Annotated in this window: 15 protein-coding genes; 5 read left to right on the top strand and 10 right to left on the bottom strand. The window is 73.6% G+C overall.

The features are described 5' to 3' along the window. Positions 1 to 623: 623 nt before the first annotated feature. From JSQ78_RS13835 to JSQ78_RS07780, 3 genes are all read left to right on the top strand, one after another. Complete coding sequence (locus JSQ78_RS13835; protein ID WP_249295538.1) at positions 624 to 1,520, top strand: cytochrome b/b6 domain-containing protein; 897 nt, start codon at positions 624 to 626, stop codon at positions 1,518 to 1,520. Between the two features lie 97 nt (positions 1,521 to 1,617). Beyond that, positions 1,618 to 2,448: a hypothetical protein gene (locus JSQ78_RS07785; protein WP_211446831.1), complete on the top strand. Its 831-nt coding sequence runs from the start codon at positions 1,618 to 1,620 to the stop codon at positions 2,446 to 2,448. 35 nt (positions 2,449 to 2,483) lie between these two features. Then, a complete protein-coding gene (locus JSQ78_RS07780; RefSeq protein ID WP_249295537.1) occupies positions 2,484 to 3,278 on the top strand; it encodes a sulfite exporter TauE/SafE family protein in 795 nt (264 codons plus the stop codon). Between the two features lie 34 nt (positions 3,279 to 3,312). Here JSQ78_RS07780 and JSQ78_RS07775 read toward each other — a convergent pair whose 3' ends face one another. From JSQ78_RS07775 to JSQ78_RS07740, 8 genes are all read right to left on the bottom strand, one after another. Then, positions 3,313 to 4,578 (bottom strand): MFS transporter, encoded by a 1,266-nt coding sequence (locus JSQ78_RS07775; RefSeq protein ID WP_211446830.1) that lies wholly within the window; start codon positions 4,576 to 4,578, stop codon positions 3,313 to 3,315. Further along, a complete protein-coding gene (locus JSQ78_RS07770) occupies positions 4,575 to 4,994 on the bottom strand; it encodes a MarR family winged helix-turn-helix transcriptional regulator (RefSeq protein WP_211446829.1) in 420 nt (139 codons plus the stop codon). The genes JSQ78_RS07775 and JSQ78_RS07770 overlap by 4 nt, the downstream gene beginning before the upstream one ends. Before the next feature lie 72 nt (positions 4,995 to 5,066). Beyond that, positions 5,067 to 5,396: a hypothetical protein gene (locus tag JSQ78_RS07765; RefSeq protein WP_211446828.1), complete on the bottom strand. Its 330-nt coding sequence runs from the start codon at positions 5,394 to 5,396 to the stop codon at positions 5,067 to 5,069. Positions 5,397 to 5,458: 62 nt separating this feature from the next. Continuing rightward, entirely contained in the window at positions 5,459 to 6,673 is a 1,215-nt protein-coding gene (locus tag JSQ78_RS07760) for a phosphotransferase family protein (protein ID WP_211446827.1), read from the bottom strand. Positions 6,674 to 6,807: 134 nt separating this feature from the next. Next, entirely contained in the window at positions 6,808 to 7,926 is a 1,119-nt protein-coding gene (locus JSQ78_RS07755; protein ID WP_211446826.1) for a phosphotransferase, read from the bottom strand. Between the two features lie 87 nt (positions 7,927 to 8,013). Continuing rightward, positions 8,014 to 8,499, bottom strand: a complete 486-nt coding sequence (locus JSQ78_RS07750; RefSeq protein ID WP_211446825.1) for a MarR family winged helix-turn-helix transcriptional regulator — start codon at positions 8,497 to 8,499, stop codon at positions 8,014 to 8,016. Further along, positions 8,496 to 9,113: a CE1759 family FMN reductase gene (locus tag JSQ78_RS07745; protein ID WP_211446824.1), complete on the bottom strand. Its 618-nt coding sequence runs from the start codon at positions 9,111 to 9,113 to the stop codon at positions 8,496 to 8,498. The genes JSQ78_RS07750 and JSQ78_RS07745 overlap by 4 nt, the downstream gene beginning before the upstream one ends. Then, the gene (locus JSQ78_RS07740) at positions 9,110 to 10,291 is read right to left on the bottom strand and encodes an LLM class flavin-dependent oxidoreductase (protein WP_211450558.1); all 1,182 of its coding nucleotides are present in this window, start codon (positions 10,289 to 10,291) and stop codon (positions 9,110 to 9,112) included. Before JSQ78_RS07740 ends, JSQ78_RS07745 begins: the two co-directional genes overlap by 4 nt. Before the next feature lie 185 nt (positions 10,292 to 10,476). Here JSQ78_RS07740 and solA point away from each other — a divergent pair, with 185 nt between their 5' ends. Continuing rightward, positions 10,477 to 11,646, top strand: coding sequence for an N-methyl-L-tryptophan oxidase (gene solA / locus JSQ78_RS07735; protein WP_211446823.1), 1,170 nt, complete (start codon positions 10,477 to 10,479; stop codon positions 11,644 to 11,646). A 13-nt stretch (positions 11,647 to 11,659) separates the two neighbouring features. On the opposite strand, the gene JSQ78_RS07730 is transcribed toward solA, so the two are convergent. Beyond that, positions 11,660 to 12,976, bottom strand: coding sequence for a uracil-xanthine permease family protein (locus tag JSQ78_RS07730; RefSeq protein ID WP_211446822.1), 1,317 nt, complete (start codon positions 12,974 to 12,976; stop codon positions 11,660 to 11,662). 107 nt (positions 12,977 to 13,083) lie between these two features. Here JSQ78_RS07730 and JSQ78_RS07725 point away from each other — a divergent pair, with 107 nt between their 5' ends. After that, on the top strand, positions 13,084 to 13,602 hold the full coding sequence (locus JSQ78_RS07725; RefSeq protein ID WP_211446821.1) for a VanZ family protein: 519 nt from the start codon (positions 13,084 to 13,086) through the stop codon (positions 13,600 to 13,602). Here the strand turns inward: JSQ78_RS07725 and JSQ78_RS07720 are convergent. Continuing rightward, positions 13,596 to 15,272, bottom strand: coding sequence for a thiamine pyrophosphate-dependent enzyme (locus JSQ78_RS07720; RefSeq protein ID WP_211450557.1), 1,677 nt, complete (start codon positions 15,270 to 15,272; stop codon positions 13,596 to 13,598). The two genes, JSQ78_RS07725 and JSQ78_RS07720, sit on opposite strands and share 7 nt — an antisense overlap. Positions 15,273 to 15,371 lie beyond the last annotated feature (99 nt).

Genomic DNA, 15,371 nt, shown 5'->3' with positions numbered 1-15,371 from the left:
CGATCCGCCGCGGCTTGCCCCGCTTCGCCGGCGGCGAGCCATGGCCGCCCGCCACCGGCGCTCCGGCGGTCGCTGCCGCCCCGATCGAGCAGCCGGCCGGCGAGCCCGAGCAGCTGGGTGGTACCGATTCGTCGCCTGCTGCCCCCGTCGAGCGACACATCGGTACCACCCCCGCTCCGGAGACCGCGTCGGGTGGTACCGAATCGTCGGCTGCCGCTCCTGTCGAGCGACCGATCGGTACCACCCACGACGGCGGCAGCGCGGTCCGTCGCGGTCTGCCGCGCGTGCGCGGCGGCGAGCCGTGGCCGCCCGCCAGTGCCGCGCCGGCGGCCGCCCGTTCGTCGAGTAGCGCGCAGAGCGCGCGTATCGAGACGGAGTCGGCGGGTCTCGATACGCCGCCTGCGGCGGCTACTCGACCAGCGGAGGTGGAGGTGCCCGCGGCGGCACCTGCCCTGGCGGCCGATCGGGCAGCAGAAGCGGAGAACGCCGCTTCGGCGCCCGCCGCCGAGCCCGAGCCCGCGCCGGTCGTAGCGAAGGCTGACGCGCCGGTCGTCAAGCCCGCCCCTGCGGTGAGACCGGCCGCTGCCAAGCCGGCTGCGGCTGCGGCCGCCGCCGCGCCGTCCATGCGCCCCGTCACCGCGCGTCAGTGGCTCGCGACGGCCGTCATCGTCACGCTCGCGATCATCGGCCTGGCGACGATCGTCGTCGCGATCGCCCGCTGGTTCGTCGGACTCGAGCCGGTCGCGGCGTTCATGCAGCAGTACTCCGGCACCTACGACCTGCCCGAAGGCGCCCCCGTCGGCCTGCCGCCGTGGCTGAACTGGTCGCACTTCTTCAACTCGCTGCTGATCGTGCTCATCATCCGCTCGGGCCTGCAGGTGCGGTACGAGCGGAAGCCCGACGCCTACTGGACCCCGAAGCGCGGCGGCAAGAAGACCTCGCTCTCGGTCTGGCTCCACACGAGCCTCGACGTGCTGTGGGTCGTGAACGGGCTCGTCTTCGTCGTGCTGCTGCTCGCGACCGGGCAGTGGATGCGCATCGTGCCCACGAGCTTCGAGGTCTTCCCGCACGCGATCTCCGCCGGCCTGCAGTACGTCTCGCTCGACTGGCCCACCGAGCACGGCTGGGTGAACTACAACGCGCTCCAGCAGCTCGCGTACTTCACCACCGTGTTCGTCGCCGCGCCGCTCGCGATCATCACGGGCATCCGCATGAGCCGCTGGTGGCCGCTGGGCAAGGCGGGCCTCGACCGCGCCTTCCCCGTCGAGTGGGCGCGCGCCGTGCACTTCCCCGTGATGCTCTACTTCGTGGTGTTCATCGTCACGCACGTGCTGCTCGTGCTCACGACCGGGGCGCTGCGCAACCTCAACCACATGTACGCGGCGCGCGAGGCCGACGACTGGCTCGGCTTCGCGTTCTTCGCCGGCTCGCTGCTCGTCATCGCCGCGGCGTGGTTCGCCGCGCGGCCCTCGCTGCTCGTGCCGATCGCGCAGCGCTTCGGCACCGTCTCCTCGCGCTGACCGCCGCGACGAGCGGGATCCACCGGGGGTCATCCCCCAGGCGGAACCCGGGGCGGCCGGGTGGCCCGGTCACCCGGGCGCGCCTAGCGTTGCTGGCATGAGCGTCCCCAATCCCGCACCCTGGCCGGCCGCGCCGCAAGGGCAGCCGACGCAGCACACGGCGCAGCAGCCCTCCGTCCCGCCCGTCGCCCCGACGCGGGCGACCACCCCGCGCCCGCCGCTGCCCAAGGCCGACGCCCACCGCGCCCGCCTCGCCGGCGGCATCGGCGGCGGCATCGCGTGGCTCGGCCTCGGCATCTCGCAAGCCGCGATCGTCCTCCTCGCGCTCCCGTTCATCGTCAGCGCCGTCATCTTCGGCATCGGCTTCGCCCTCAGCGAGGGCGGTCCGAGCGCGACCGGTGGCGTCTGGCCGCAGCTCGCCGACTGGCTCGGCTCCGCGGGCGGCATCGCGGTGATCGCCGCGATCCCGCTCGGCATCGTCGTCTGGCTCGTCGGCCTCTGGATCAGCGCCCGCATGCTCCGCCGCGGCGGCGTCCACCGCCCGGTCGGCGTCACGTGGGCCGGCTTCGGCACCGCCGCCGCCGCGAACATCCTGCTCGGCAGCCTCGGCTCGATCACGATCGGCCCCGCGTTCGGCGGCCTCCCCTTCGCCGGCGGGCCGAACCTCGACTTCGACCCGAGCGACGCCGACTGGGGCGCGCAGGGCTGGAGCGGCGACCCGGGCGACTTCGATCCGGGCGCGATCGACCCCGGCCTCCTCGAGCGCATCGCCGACCCCGGCCAGCTCGTCGCCCTGGCCGGCCCGTGGGTCGCGCTCGGCTCGCTCGCCTCGCTCATCGTGCCGATCATCCTGAGCATCTTCGCCTGGTGGTGGATGGCGCACGCACTCCGCGCTCCCGCTCGGCTGGAGGTCGACGCCATGACCTGAACGACGGATGCGGCCGGTCACGGCAGGATGGATGGGTGACAGACGATCTCGAGGCCACCCGCCGTCGCCCGCTGTGGTCGCTCATCGGGATCGGGCTCTTCGCCGGGTTCCTCTCGGGCATGTTCGGGATCGGCGGCGGCATCGTCATCGTGCCGCTGCTCGTGCTCGCCGCCGGCTTCGAGCGCCGCCTCGCCGCCGGCACGTCGCTCGCCGCGATCGTGCCGGCCGCGCTCGTCGGGGTCGCGAGCTACGCGGCGCTCGAGCAGGTCGCCTGGCTCGTCGCGCTCATCCTGGTGATCGGCTCGGTGACCGGCGCGCAGGTCGGCGCCCACCTGCTCCACCGGCTGCCGCTGCTCGCGATCCGCTGGGCGTTCATCGTCTTCCTCGCCGCCGTCGCGGTGAGCCTGTTCCTCGTCGTGCCGTCGCGCGAGGCGGAGCTCGAGCTCACGGTGCTGCCGATCATCGGGCTCATCGTGCTCGGCTTCTGCACGGGCGTGCTCTCCGGGATCCTCGGCGTCGGCGGCGGGATCATCATCGTCCCGATGCTCATCCTGGTGTTCGGCCAGAGCGACCTCGTCGCGAAGGGGACGTCGCTCGCGATGATGATCCCGACCGCGATCTCGGGCACGATCGGCAACCTGCGGCGGAAGAACGTCGACCTGCGCTCCGCGCTCGTCGTCGGGCTCTCCGCCTGCGTCACCACCGCGCTCGGCGCGGCCGTCGCCAACCTGCTCGACCCGCGCACCGCATCCATCGTCTTCGCCGTCTTCCTCGCGGTGCTCATCGTGCGGCTGGCGATCGAGGCCGTGAAGTCGAGCCGGAAGGCGTAGACGGGCAGCGAGCGGCTCCCTCAGCTCCAGCGCGCTACTTCGCGATGTCGATCTGCTCGGTGGGCGGCGGCAGTGTGAGCGTGCCCGTGCGGCTCATGCGGTCGGAGCGGCGCACGCGCATCCACCAGACGGCGCCGACCGCGAACGCGACGAGGCACGTGCCCGCGGCGACGAACAGGCCCGCGCGGGGACCCCACGCATCCGCGACCCAGCCGACGATCGGCGCGCCGATCGGGGTGCCGCCCATGAAGACCGCGCCGTAGAGCGCCATCACGCGGCCGCGCATCTCGGGGGCGCTCGTGAGCTGCACCATCGAGTTGGCGTTCGTCATGAACAGCTGCGCGGTGAAGCCGGCGACGACGAGCGCGACCCCGAACAGCACGATGTGGGGCGCGACCGCTGCGGCGAGGCAGCCGAAGACGAACAGGCCGAGGCCGCCGATGATGAGCGTCCATCGCGGCCGCGCCGCACGGGCGGCGAGCAGCGCGCCCGCGACCGAGCCGATCGCCATCGCGCTCGAGAGGATGCCGAAGGTGTCGGCCTGCGCCTCGTACTCGACGCTCGTCATGGTCGAGATGTAGATGGGGAAGTTGAGCCCGAACGTGCCGAGGATGAACGCCATCGTGAAGACGATCATCAGGTCGCCGCGCTTCTTCACGTAGCGGAAGCCCGCGACGATGTCGCCGAGGCCCTTCGCGCCGCGCGGGCTCGGCCGCAGCTCGTCCGTGCGCAGCCGCAGCAGCGCGACGATCATCGCGACGAACGTCACGGCGTTGATGAGGAACACCGGGCCGGGCGCGACGAGCGCGATGAGGAGGCCCGCGACGGCCGGGCCGACGAGGCGCGCGCCGTGGAACGAGGCGGAGTTGAGGGCGACCGCGTTGGCGATGTCGTCCTGCCCGACGATCTGCGACACGAACGCCTGGCGCGCGGGGTTGTCGAACGACTGCACGATGCCGAACGCGAGCGCGAACAGCTGCACGTGCCACAGCTCGACGACGCCCGCGGTGACGACGATGCCGAGGATGAGCGCGAGCACGCCCATCGCCGATTGGGTCACGAGCAGCACCTTGCGCCGGTCGTACTTGTCGGCGATGAGGCCCGAGACCGGCACGAGCAGCAGCTGGGGCCCGAACTGCAGCGCCATGTTGATGCCGACCGCGGTCGCGTCGTTGTTCGTGAGCACCGTGAGCACGGTCCACGACAGCGCGGTGGACTGCATCCACGCACCGATGTTCGAGATGAGGGCGCCGGTGAACCAGGTGCGGTAGTTGAACAGGCGCAAGGAGCGGAACATCATCGTTCTGCGAGCCTCTGGATGATGGGGATCGCGCGGACGAGCGCCTCGCGATCCTCGGGGCTCAGCGCGTCGATCGCCTCGGCGAGCGCCCGGTTGCGGCGCTCGCGCGTCTCGGCGATCATCTGCTCGCCCTTGTCGCTGATGGCGAAGAGCACCATGCGGCCGTCGCTCGGATGGTCGCGGCGCTCGACGTAGCCGAGCGACTCGAGGTACTGGAGCGTCTTGACCATGCTCGGCGGCTTCACGCCCTCGCAAGCGGCGATGCGCGCGAGGGTGGGCTCCTCGACGACCTGCAGGGCACCGAGCGCCGAGAGGTGGTGGAGCGAGAGCGCCTCGTCGACCCGCTCGGCGCGCATCCGCCTGCCCATGCGCACGAGAGCGACCCGGAAGGCGTCGGCGAGGGCAGTGGTCGGCATTTCGTTAGTCTACCAAACGACCCGCCGAGCGGTCGACCGCGATCGCGCCGATCGGCGCGCGGGGGAGCGAGTTCAGCCGTTTGACGCGGCCGAGTCGGCGCTCGCCGAGTCGGCCGGCGCGACGGGGGCGGGGGCCGGTACGGGCTCCGGGGCGGGAGCCTCCGTCGCCGAGGCAGGCTCCGTCGGCGACGGCGCGAGGATCGTGCCCACGGCAGCCTTCCCCTCGAGGGACGATCCCGCGCCGGTGCTCGCCCGGTCGCCGCGCAGCTCGACGCCCGAGACCGGCGAGCCGGCCGCATCCTGCACCTGCATCGCGCTCGCGATCCCCATCGCGCCGACGCTGAGGCCCGCGAGGGTCAAGGCTCCCGCGGTGCCGACGAGCACCCACTGCTTCCGCTGCATGCCTCCAGCCTCGACGGCCCCGGTGAGGGCAGGAGGACGCTCAGATGAGAGGTCTCTCATCTTCACCCCCGCAGGATCTCGCGGCCGAGCGCGAGCTCTACCTCGGCGGTCTCGAGGTCGCCGCGCTCGATCGGGGCGAGCGCGTGCGCGAGCACGTGCACGGCCGTGCGGTGGGCGACGCGTGCCACGCCCGGTCGACCCGGCGCGAGCCAGCGCACGGCCGCCGCGTCGAGCAGCCGCCGGAAGCCCGCCGCGCGGCCATCGCCGCGCCGCGCGAGCGCGATCGACGCGACGAGGTGCGCGATGAGCGCCGCCTCATCGTCGGCCGGGTCGCCGAGCCCCGCGGTGTCGATGTCGATGACGCTCGCGACCGCGCTCGCGTCGTCGGCCTCGACGAAGAGCTGCCCGACGTGCAGGTCGCCGTGGATCGTGCGCCGCTCGGTCTCGTCGACCACGAGGGCGGATGCGTCGGCGCCCGTCACGACCTCCGTCACGGCGGCGAGGTGGTCGCGGAGCGCCGCCGACGGGCCGCCCGCCGGGCCGTCCTCCGCCCGCGCCAGCGCGGCGGCGATGCGCCCGAGGTACCAGTCGTGCCGCAGGCCGAGCGAGGCGCGCGCGTCGCGGCCGGCGTCGACCGCGGCGATCCGCTCGCGCAGCGCGTCGATCGAGTCGAGCAGCCGCTCCGGCTCGAGCTCGGCGAGCCGCGAGGTGAGCGGCAGTCCCTCCGCGGTCTCGGTGAGCACGATGCCGAGCTCCGACCAGCCGGTGATGTGCGGCACGGGCACGCCGCCGGCGCGCAGCGACTCCTGCAGCTCGACGATCGAGCCCGAGGCGGTGGGCCGCACGATCTTGAGGTACGTCTCCCGCGCGCCCGCGCGCATCCGGAACATCGCGCGCTTGCCGGGCCGGTAGACGAGCAGCTCGGGCGGGCGGTCGATCGAGACGCCGAGCCGGCCCATGAGCGTCGCGGCGGCGCCGGGGAAGGATGCGGGCGCGAGCGCGGGCAGGCGGGGGTCGGCGGGGTGGAGCCAGATGCGCGCGTCGGGGCGCTCGGGCTCGCCGAGCACGAAGCCCGTCTCGGCCTCGACGCGCTTCCCGGAGGTGTCGACGTACCAGTAGCGGGACTGGGGCGAGCGCTCCTCGAAGCCCGTGAGCGCGCCGCCGCCGAACGGCTCGCGGCTGATGATGCGCAGCTCGCCCTCCAGCTGCTCGCCGAGGGCGTCGCGCAGCATGCGCTCCTCGGCGCTCATCGCGGGCCCGTCGATCGCTGCGTCCACACGGCCATTCGACCAGATCGCCGCGCTCGGTGAGCCGAGTCCGCGGCGACGGGTGCGCTCCCGCCGCCGGGGTGGCGGCATGCCCGCACCCCGGCGGCGGGAGCGCACCCGCTGGGAGTCGCGGCCGCGCGGGCTCAGCGGCGGGGCCGCAGCCCCGTGACCTCGAGCGCGCGGTCGAGCAGCAGGCCCGCCGCCTCGGGCGAGCGCTCGGCGGCGCGGATGCCGTGGCCGAGCAGGTGCAGCGCGGTGAGGGCCCTGGTGTGGGCGGAGTGGAGCCAGCGCTCCTCCGCGGCGTCGGCGAGATCCTGCAGCAGCTCCGCGTCGGCCGCGCGGCCCGCCACGTCGTTGCGCACGGCGCTCGCGGTCGCGTGCCCGACGAAGGCCGCGCAGTCGTCGGCCGGGTCGCCGAGCCCCGCGGTGTCGACGTCGATGATCGACGAGACCGCGCTGCCGTGGAAGAAGAGCTGGCCGATGTGCAGGTCGCCGTGGATGACCTGCGGCGGCCCGACGCGGCGCGCGTTCGCGGTGATGAGCGGCGCGAGCGAGCGCACGTCGGCGACGCGGTCGGGGAGCGCGTCGCCGAGGCGGGCGATGTGCCAGTCGATGCGCGTCGCGACCGAGGCGCGCGCGATGCGGCGCGTGCGCACGGTCAGCAGCCGCTCGCGCAGCGCGTCGACCGCGTCGACGACGGCGTCGGCCGGCATCGTCGCGGCCGTGACGGGGCCGGGCGTGCCGATCGCGTCGCGCACGACGACGACCCCCGACGGCGACCAGTGCACGACTTCGGGCGCGGGCACGCCCACCGCGCGGCACGCCTCGTGGATCGCCACGAGGTCCTCCGCCTCGGCGGGCCGCACGACCTTCACGAACAGGTGCACGCCGTGCTGCGTGATGCGCACGACGGCGCGGCGGCCGGGCCGGTAGGCGAGCACGCGCGCCTCGATCGCGCCGCTGCTGCCGGCAGCGGCCGAGATGCGCGCGAGCCGCTCGGGGTCGACGGCCGTGCGGAGCGCCGGCAGGCGCGGGTCGAGCGGATGCTTCCAGATGCGCGCGACCGGGGCGCCGTCGCCCGTGCGGACGACGAAGCCCGTCTCGGCGGCCACCGGCAGCCTCGAGGTGTCGACGAACCACTCGCCGGCCCACTCGCCGTCGTCGATCGTGAAGCGCGCGATGCTGCCGTGCCCGAAGGGCTCGACGGCGATCAGGCGACCGGTGCGACCGATCGCCTTCTCCAGCAGCGCCTGCTCACGCATGCACCCATCGTCGCAGGCGCACGCGACGATCGGAGTACGGATGCGCTGCGAGCGCCGGGCGGGAAGCGCGGCGCGCGCTCGCGGCGGCTACTCGGCCGCGTCGCTCGCGTCCGCCGCGCCGCGACCGAGCAGGCTGGAGCGCAAGGGGCCGAACACGCGGTGCAGCACCGCGATCGCCTCGTCGTCGAGGCCGCCGAGGAAGAGCTCCTCGACGTGCCGGGCGTGCAGGGGACGCGCCTTCCGCAGGCGCTGCCGCCCCGCATCCGTCAGCACCGCCTCGGTGCCGCGGCGGTCGGTCGGGCTCTGCTCGCGCCGCACGAGCCCCGAGCGCTCGAGCGCGGCGACGCGGTACGTCAGCCGGCCGGGCGCGAACGCGATCGCGCGCGCGAGGTCGCCCATGCGCATCCGCGAGCCCTCGGCCTCGTGCAGCACGAGCAGGATGTTGAACTCGCCGAGGTCCATGTCGGCGGCGTCCTTGAGGCGCCGCTCGAGCTCGTTCTCGAGCAGGCTCGAGCCCTCGAAGTACTCGCGCCACGCCTGCGAGGCCGACGGGCGGCCGCGAGCCGCGCTCACGCGTGCCCCAGCATCTGCTCGAACGAGACGAACGCCTCGCTCTCGACGTCGAAGGGGTCGGCGCCGCGGCGGCGCGGGAGCGCCACCATGAGGTCGGCGAGCTCCTGCCCCTCGCGGGCGATGCGGCGGTCGAGCCCGGAGGCGGTGCCCCAGTCCTCGCTCGCCGCGAAGACGCCGGTGGGCACGACCTGCGCCTTGAGGTAGGCGAACATCGGCCGCATCGCGGTGTCCATCACCATCGAGTGGCGGGCCGAGCCGCCCGTCGCGCCGAGCGCCGTCGGGATCGAGGCGAGCTGCCCCTCCTCGATGACGTCGAAGAACGACTTGAACAGCCCCGAGTAGGACATGTTGAACGTCGGCGTCACCGCGATGATCGCCTCCGCGTCGACGACCTCCTCGATGGCGGCGCTCAGCGCCTCGGACGGGTTGTGCGTGAGCATGTGCGAGGCGATGTCCTGCGCGAGCGGCCGCAGCACGACGTCGACCGCCTCGGCGGTCTGGCCGTGCGCGGTGAGCGCCGAGAGCGTCGCGTCGCGCAGCCGGTCGGCGAGCAGCTTCGTGCTCGAGGGCTCGCCGAGGCCGGCCGAGACGACCGCGATCCGGGGCGAGCTCATCGCGCGTCCGCCGACTGCTGCGCGATCGCCGCGCCGGTGTCGAGGTCGCTGCGCGCGCCCTGCTCCTGCCACGCGCGGCCCTGCTCGCCGAGCTGCGTGCCCGCCTCGCGCGCCGCGGCGACGCGCGCGGCGTGCGTGGGCGCATCCGGCACGCCGGGCTGGCGCACGCGGTCGAACTCCTGCCGCAGCACCGGCACGACCTCGGTGCCGAGGATCTCGATCTGCTCGAGCACCTCCTCGAGGGGGAGTCCGGCGTGGTCGATGAGGAAGAGCTGGCGCTGGTAGTCGCCCGCGAAGTCGCGGAACGAGAGGGTCTTCTCGATGACCTGCTCGGGCGTGCCGACGGTCAGGGGCGTCGCCTCGGTGAACTCCTCGAGCGACGGGCCGTGGCCGTAGACCGGCGCGACGTCGAAGAACGGGCGGAACCGCTCCTTCGCCTCGCGCTCAGTCGGCTTCATGAAGATCTGGCCGCCGAGGCCGACGATCGCCTGCTCGGGCTCGCCGTGGCCGTAGTGCGCGAAGCGCGAGCGGTAGAGCTGCACCATCCGCTCGGTGTGCTCCTTGTTCCAGAAGATGTTGTTGTGGAAGAAGCCGTCGCCGTAGTACGCGGCCTGCTCGGCGATCTGCGGCGAGCGGATCGAGCCGTGCCACACGAAGGGCGCGACGCCGTCGAGCGGCGCGGGCGTCGAGGTGTAGCCGGTGAGCGGCGTGCGGTGCTTGCCCTGCCAGTTGACGACCGGCTCGCGCCACAGCTTGTGCAGCAGCGCGTAGTTCTCGATCGCGAGCTCGATGCCGTCGCGGATGTCCTTGCCGAACCAGGGGTAGACCGGGCCGGTGTTGCCGCGGCCGAGGGTGAGGTCGACGCGGCCGTCGGCGAGGTGCTGCAGCATCGCGAAGTCCTCGGCGATCTTTACCGGGTCGTTCGTCGTGATGAGCGTGGTCGCGGTCGAGAGGATGAGCCGCTCGGTCTGGGCGGCGATGTAGCCGAGGATCGTCGTGGGCGACGAGGAGAAGAACGGCGGGTTGTGGTGCTCGCCGGCGGCGAAGACGTCGAGGCCGACGTCCTCGGCCTTCTTCGCCATCGCGACCCACGCGCGGATGCGTTCGTGCTCGGTCGGCGTGCGACCGGTCGTCGGGTCCTCGGTGATGTCGCTCACCGAGAAGATGCCGAACTGCATGCTGCTCATGGGGTGTCCTTCCGTCGCGAGCACGTCTTTCAAAATCGAACAGTCAGTGCAACGGGTCGTGCCGACAGGGTATTCCTCCGCGGCCCCGATCGTTCAAATCCGTCGGATATCGCGAGCGTGTCCTCCTGTTGCGGGCGGATGCGTCGGGCAGCCAGGCGCGTCGGTACCGTTCGAGCATGGGTGCGCAGAGGGACGTCACGGACAGCGGGGAGGTCGCGGACGTCGCGGTCGTCGGGCTCGGCGCGATCGGCTCGAGCGCCGCGTGGCGGCTCGCCGCTCGCGGCCTCGACGTCGTCGGGATCGACCAGCACAAGCCGGGCCACGCGTGGGGCGGCTCGCACGGCCGCTCGCGGCTGTTCCGCGTCGCGTGCCTCGAGCACCCGGGGCTCACGCCCATCGCGCGCCGCGCGCGCGAGCTGTGGCGCGAGCTCGAGGCCTCGAGCGGGGAGGAGCTGCTGCTCGAGACCGGCGCGGTCATGATCGGTCGGCCGGGATCGCGCATCATCGAGGGCACGCTCGCCGCGGCACGGGAGCACGACCTGCCGGTCGAGCGGCTCACCGCCGACGAGATCGTGCGGAGGCTCCCAGGGCACGCGCGGCTCGAGCCCGGCGACATCGGGCTGTGGGACCCGGAGGCGGGGATCCTGCGGCCCGAGGCTGCGATCGTCGCGGCCGTCGACGCCGCTCGCGCCGCCGGTGCGCGCATCCGCACGGGCGAGCGGGTGCTCGCCATCGAGTCGGATGACGGTGGCGTGACGGTCCGGCTCGCCGGCGGCGACGTGCGCGCCCGCCGGGTCGTCGTGGCCGCAGGCCCGTGGCTCGGGCAGCTGGCCGAGGTGCCGCTCGTCCCGCACCGCGTGGTCATGACGTGGTTCCGCGCGAGCGACGGCCACGACGCATCCATCGACCGACTGCCGGTCTTCATCCGCACCGCGCCGGGCACCGGGCAGTGGATCTGGGGCCACGGGGCGCTCGAGGGCGATCTCGCGAAGGTCGGGCCCGAGTTCGACGGACCGTTCGCGCCCGACGATCCCGACGCGATCGACCGCGAGGTGCACGCTGGCGAGACCGACGGCATCGCGGCGCTCGTCGCGGCGACCTTCCCCGACCTCGAGCCCGAGCCGGCCGAGTCGACGACGTGCACCATGGCGCACACGCCCGACGGGCAGTTCCTCGTCGGGCCGACGGATGCGACGGGCCGGGTCGTCGTCGCGGGCGGCTGCTCGGGGCACTCGTTCAAGCACGCCGCCGCGCTCGGCGAGCTCGCGGCGCAGCTCGCGGTCGGCGAGGAACCCTTCGCCGACATCGGCTTCCTCGACCCGCGCCGCTTCGCCCTCGCCGGCTGAGCGGCGCGGGGCCTCAGTCGGTCGTCGTCGTCGCGGGCGGCGCGTGGTCGTCGCGCGCCGCCTCGGGGCGGCCGCGGAGCCGCTCGAGCGCGGCCATGAGGTGGTAGATCACGAGGGTCGCGACCGTGCCGAGCACGATGCCGCCGAACGAGATCTGCCCCGAGGCGAGCGTGAAGTCGGCGATCGCCACGATGAGGCCGACACCGGCGGCGAACTGGTTGCGCGGGATCGAGAAGTCGACCTTGTTCTCGACCCAGATGCGCACGCCGATGATGCCGATGAGGCCGTAGAGCGCCGTCGTGACACCGCCGAGCACGCCGTCGGGGGTCGCGAAGATGACGGCGCCCACCTTGGGGCTCAGGCCCAGCAGCACCGCGGTGATCGCGGCGATCCAGTAGGCGGCCGTCGAGAACACGCGCGTCGCGCTCATGACGCCGATGTTCTCGCCGTACGTGGTCGTCGGCGAGCCGCCGAACGTGCCCGCGATGGTGGTGGCGATGCCATCGGCGAAGAGCGCGCGGCCCGCGAGCGGGTCGAGGTCGCGGTCGAGCAGCTGGCCGACGCCCTTGACGTGCCCGAGGTTCTCGGCCACGAGCGGCAGCACGACCGGCACGAACATGAGGATCGCCGGCAGCAGCGCGGGATCGAAGGTCGGCGACGTGAAGGTCGGGAGCCCGATCCACGCGGCATCCTCGATCGCCTCGAGCTTGTCGGGGTCGACGCGGCCCGTCAGCAGCGCGATGACGTAGCCGAGGACGACGCCCAGCAGGATGGCGAGGCGCGCGACCATGCCGCGGAAGAGCACCGACGTCACGACGATCGCGAGCAGCGTGATGGCCGCGAGCAGCGGGTCCTTCACGAAGTTGTCGCGCGCGGCCGGGGCGAGGTTGAAGCCGATGAGCGCGACGATCGTGCCCGAGACGACCGGCGGCATGACCGCGCCGATCCAGCGGGTGCCCGAGAAGTGCACGACGACGCCGACGAGCGCGAGCAGCAGCCCGACGAGGATGACGCCCGAGAGGGCGAAGCCGGGGCCGCCGATCTCGGTCGCCGCGCCGATCGGCGCGAGGAAGGCGAACGACGAGCCGAGGTAGCTCGGGAGCCGGTTCTTCGTGATGAGGAGGAACAGCATCGTGCCGAGCCCTGAGAACAGCAGCGTCGTCGACGGTGGGAAGCCGGTGATGATCGGCACGAGGAAGGTCGCGCCGAACATCGCCACGACGTGCTGCATGCCGAGGCCGATCGTGCGTGGCCAGGCGAGCCGCTCCTCGGGGAGCACGAGGTCGGATGCGGTGAGTCGCGACGCGTCGCGGAGGCGCCAGGTGAACATGCGGTTCCTTCGGTGGTCCGGGCGGCGGCGACCGCCTCTCGGATCGTAGTCCGCCGTCATCCGCTCGGGCGACGCGCGCGAGCGGCGATCCCGGCTACCGTCTCGAGGTGCTCTCGACGATCCTCGCCGCCTACCCGTGGCTCGCGCCCGCGGCCCTTGCCGCGCTCGTGCTCGTGTGCCCGCTCATCGGCGCGCTGCTCGTGGGCCGACCGCGCGCGGCGTGGATCCTCGCCGCTCTCGCGGCGCTCGCGGTCCTCGTCCTGACCCTGAGCCCGACCGGTCGCGAGCTCGAGGCCGGCTGCGTGCTCGAGCTCGAGGCTCGGCTCACGGCGCCGGAGCCGCTCGCGAACGTCGTGCTCACGGTGCCGCTCGCGCTGCTCGTCGGCGTCGCGACGCGCAAGCCGGCGCTCGGCGCCGCGGTCGTGGTCGCGCTCGCCGTCGCGATCGAGGCGGTGCAGGCGCTCGCGCCGGCGCTCGGCCGCTCGTGCGCGGCCGACGATGCGCTCGCGAACGGCGTCGGCGGCGTGCTCGGCGCCCTGCTCGCGCTCGCGGCCCTCGCGATCGCGCGCCGAGCGCGGCCGGCGGCCGGCCGCCCGGCCACACCGCGCATCCGCACCGCTCAGTAGGCCTGCTCGCGCTGCTCCGTGACGACGTGGAGCAGCACGAACCGCTCGCCCTCGCGCCAGAGCCGCACCGCCTCCGCGACCGCGGCCGGCACGTCGGCGTCGCGCTCGACCGCGATGCCGTGCCCGCCGTAGGCGCGCGCGAGCATCGCGAAGTCGGGGTTCTCGAGCTGCGTGCCCGAGACGCGGCCGGGGTGGCGGCGCTCCTGGTGCGTGCGGATGGTGCCGTACTCCCGGTTGTCGACGAGCACGACGAGCGGCGTCGCGCCGACCTGCGCGGCGGTCGCGAGCTCCTGCCCGTTCATGAGGAACTCCCCGTCGCCCGCGATCGAGACGACCTGCCGCTCGGGGAAGTGCAGCGAGGCGGCGACCGCCGAGGGGATCGAGTAGCCCATCGACCCGTTGCCGCAGCTCACCATCGAGGGGTAGGCGCGCGTGGGGAAGTAGCGGTGCGCCCAGTTCGTGTGCTCGCCGGCGCCGAAGGTGACGAGCGCGTCGTGCTCGAGCTGCGGCACGAGGTGCGCCATGACGGTCGCCATCGAGGCGCGGCCCGCGCCGGGCTCGAGGCCCGGGAGCGCGCTGAAGGCGACCTGCTGGTCGCGGAGCCTCGCGGTCCACTCGGCGCGGCGCTCGTCGGGAGCGAGCTCGATGCGCTCGAGGTCGCGGGCGAAGGCGCTCGGGCGAGCGAGGATGTGGTGGCTCACGGCGCCCGAGCGGCCGCGCAGCGTCGGGTCGATCGAGACGAGGAAGTTCCGCCGCTGCCAGCCCTGCCGCACGAGGAAGCCGTTCGTGACGACGTCGCCGGGGAGCGTGCCGACGAAGACGAGCAGGTCGCACTCCTCGAGCACGTCGAGCGTCGGCTTCGGCCGGCCGTAGCCGATCGGGCCGGCGTAGGAGGGGGAGCCGAACGGCACGATCCCCTCGGTGCGCCACTCGGCGACCGCGGGCAGGCGGTGCCGCTCGAGCCAGCGCGTGAGGCGGTCGGATGCGTCGGCGTCCCAATCGCTGCCGCCGGTGACGAACAGCGGCTTCTCGGCGCTCGCGAGCGCTTCCCGCAAGGCGTCGAGGTCGTGCGCGGTCATGCCGCCGTCGGCGACCGGCAGCTGCGGCTGCGGGTGGCGCTCGATCGACTCGCGGATGACGTCCTCCGGCAGCCCGACCACGACCGGCCCGGGGCGCCCCGCGCGCGCGAGGAACAGCGCGTCGGCGACGACCTCCTGTGCGCGCTCGGCGACGTCGAGCGTGACGACGCTCTTCGCGCCGGCGGCGAACCAGCCGTCGACGTCGAACTCCTGGAACGCCTCCTTGTGGCGGTGCGCGAGCGGGATCAGGCCGATGAAGAGCACCATCGGCGTCGAGTCCTGCCACGCGGTGTGCACGCCGACGAGCGCGTTCGCCGCTCCCGGTCCGCGCGTCACCATCGCGATGCCGGGCAGCGGCCCGAGCTTGCCCTCCGCCTCCGCCATGTACGCCGCGCCGCCCTCGTGGCGGCACACGACCGTCTCGATGCTGGAGTCGTGCAGGCCGTCGAGCACCTCGAGGTAGCTCTCGCCCGGCACGACGAATGCGCGCCGGATGCCGTGCTCCTCGAGCACGCGCACGATCGCGTGCCCTGCCGTCTCGGTCGTGGGGTGGGGATGCGTCGGGTCGGCCTGGCGCGTCGGCGCGGGCATGAGCTGGGTCAAGAGTGCTCCAAGTTTCGGCAGGAGTGGTGCGAGGGATGCGTCGCCATCGCGTCGGACGGGTCGCCGAGCGGGCGCTCACGGGGCCGT

Source organism: Agrococcus sp. Marseille-Q4369 (genome assembly GCF_018308945.1).
GTDB lineage: Bacteria > Actinomycetota > Actinomycetes > Actinomycetales > Microbacteriaceae > Agrococcus.
This window is presented reverse-complemented; position numbering and strand designations above follow the sequence as displayed.

Excerpts from the sequence above, each read along its gene's own strand:
- JSQ78_RS07720 (WP_211450557.1), bottom strand. The coding sequence starts at position 15,272 with ATGCCCGCGCCGACGCGCCAGGCCGACCCGACGCATCCCCACCCCACG.
- JSQ78_RS07765 (WP_211446828.1), bottom strand. The coding sequence starts at position 5,396 with ATGCAGCGGAAGCAGTGGGTGCTCGTCGGCACCGCGGGAGCCTTGACC.
- JSQ78_RS13835 (WP_249295538.1), top strand. The coding sequence starts at position 624 with ATGCGCCCCGTCACCGCGCGTCAGTGGCTCGCGACGGCCGTCATCGTC.
- solA (WP_211446823.1), top strand. The coding sequence starts at position 10,477 with ATGGGTGCGCAGAGGGACGTCACGGACAGCGGGGAGGTCGCGGACGTC.
- JSQ78_RS07755 (WP_211446826.1), bottom strand. The coding sequence starts at position 7,926 with ATGCGTGAGCAGGCGCTGCTGGAGAAGGCGATCGGTCGCACCGGTCGC.
- JSQ78_RS07740 (WP_211450558.1), bottom strand. The coding sequence starts at position 10,291 with ATGCAGTTCGGCATCTTCTCGGTGAGCGACATCACCGAGGACCCGACG.
- JSQ78_RS07745 (WP_211446824.1), bottom strand. The coding sequence starts at position 9,113 with ATGAGCTCGCCCCGGATCGCGGTCGTCTCGGCCGGCCTCGGCGAGCCC.
- JSQ78_RS07770 (WP_211446829.1), bottom strand. The coding sequence starts at position 4,994 with ATGCCGACCACTGCCCTCGCCGACGCCTTCCGGGTCGCTCTCGTGCGC.
- JSQ78_RS07730 (WP_211446822.1), bottom strand. The coding sequence starts at position 12,976 with ATGTTCACCTGGCGCCTCCGCGACGCGTCGCGACTCACCGCATCCGAC.
- JSQ78_RS07775 (WP_211446830.1), bottom strand. The coding sequence starts at position 4,578 with ATGATGTTCCGCTCCTTGCGCCTGTTCAACTACCGCACCTGGTTCACC.
- JSQ78_RS07785 (WP_211446831.1), top strand. The coding sequence starts at position 1,618 with ATGAGCGTCCCCAATCCCGCACCCTGGCCGGCCGCGCCGCAAGGGCAG.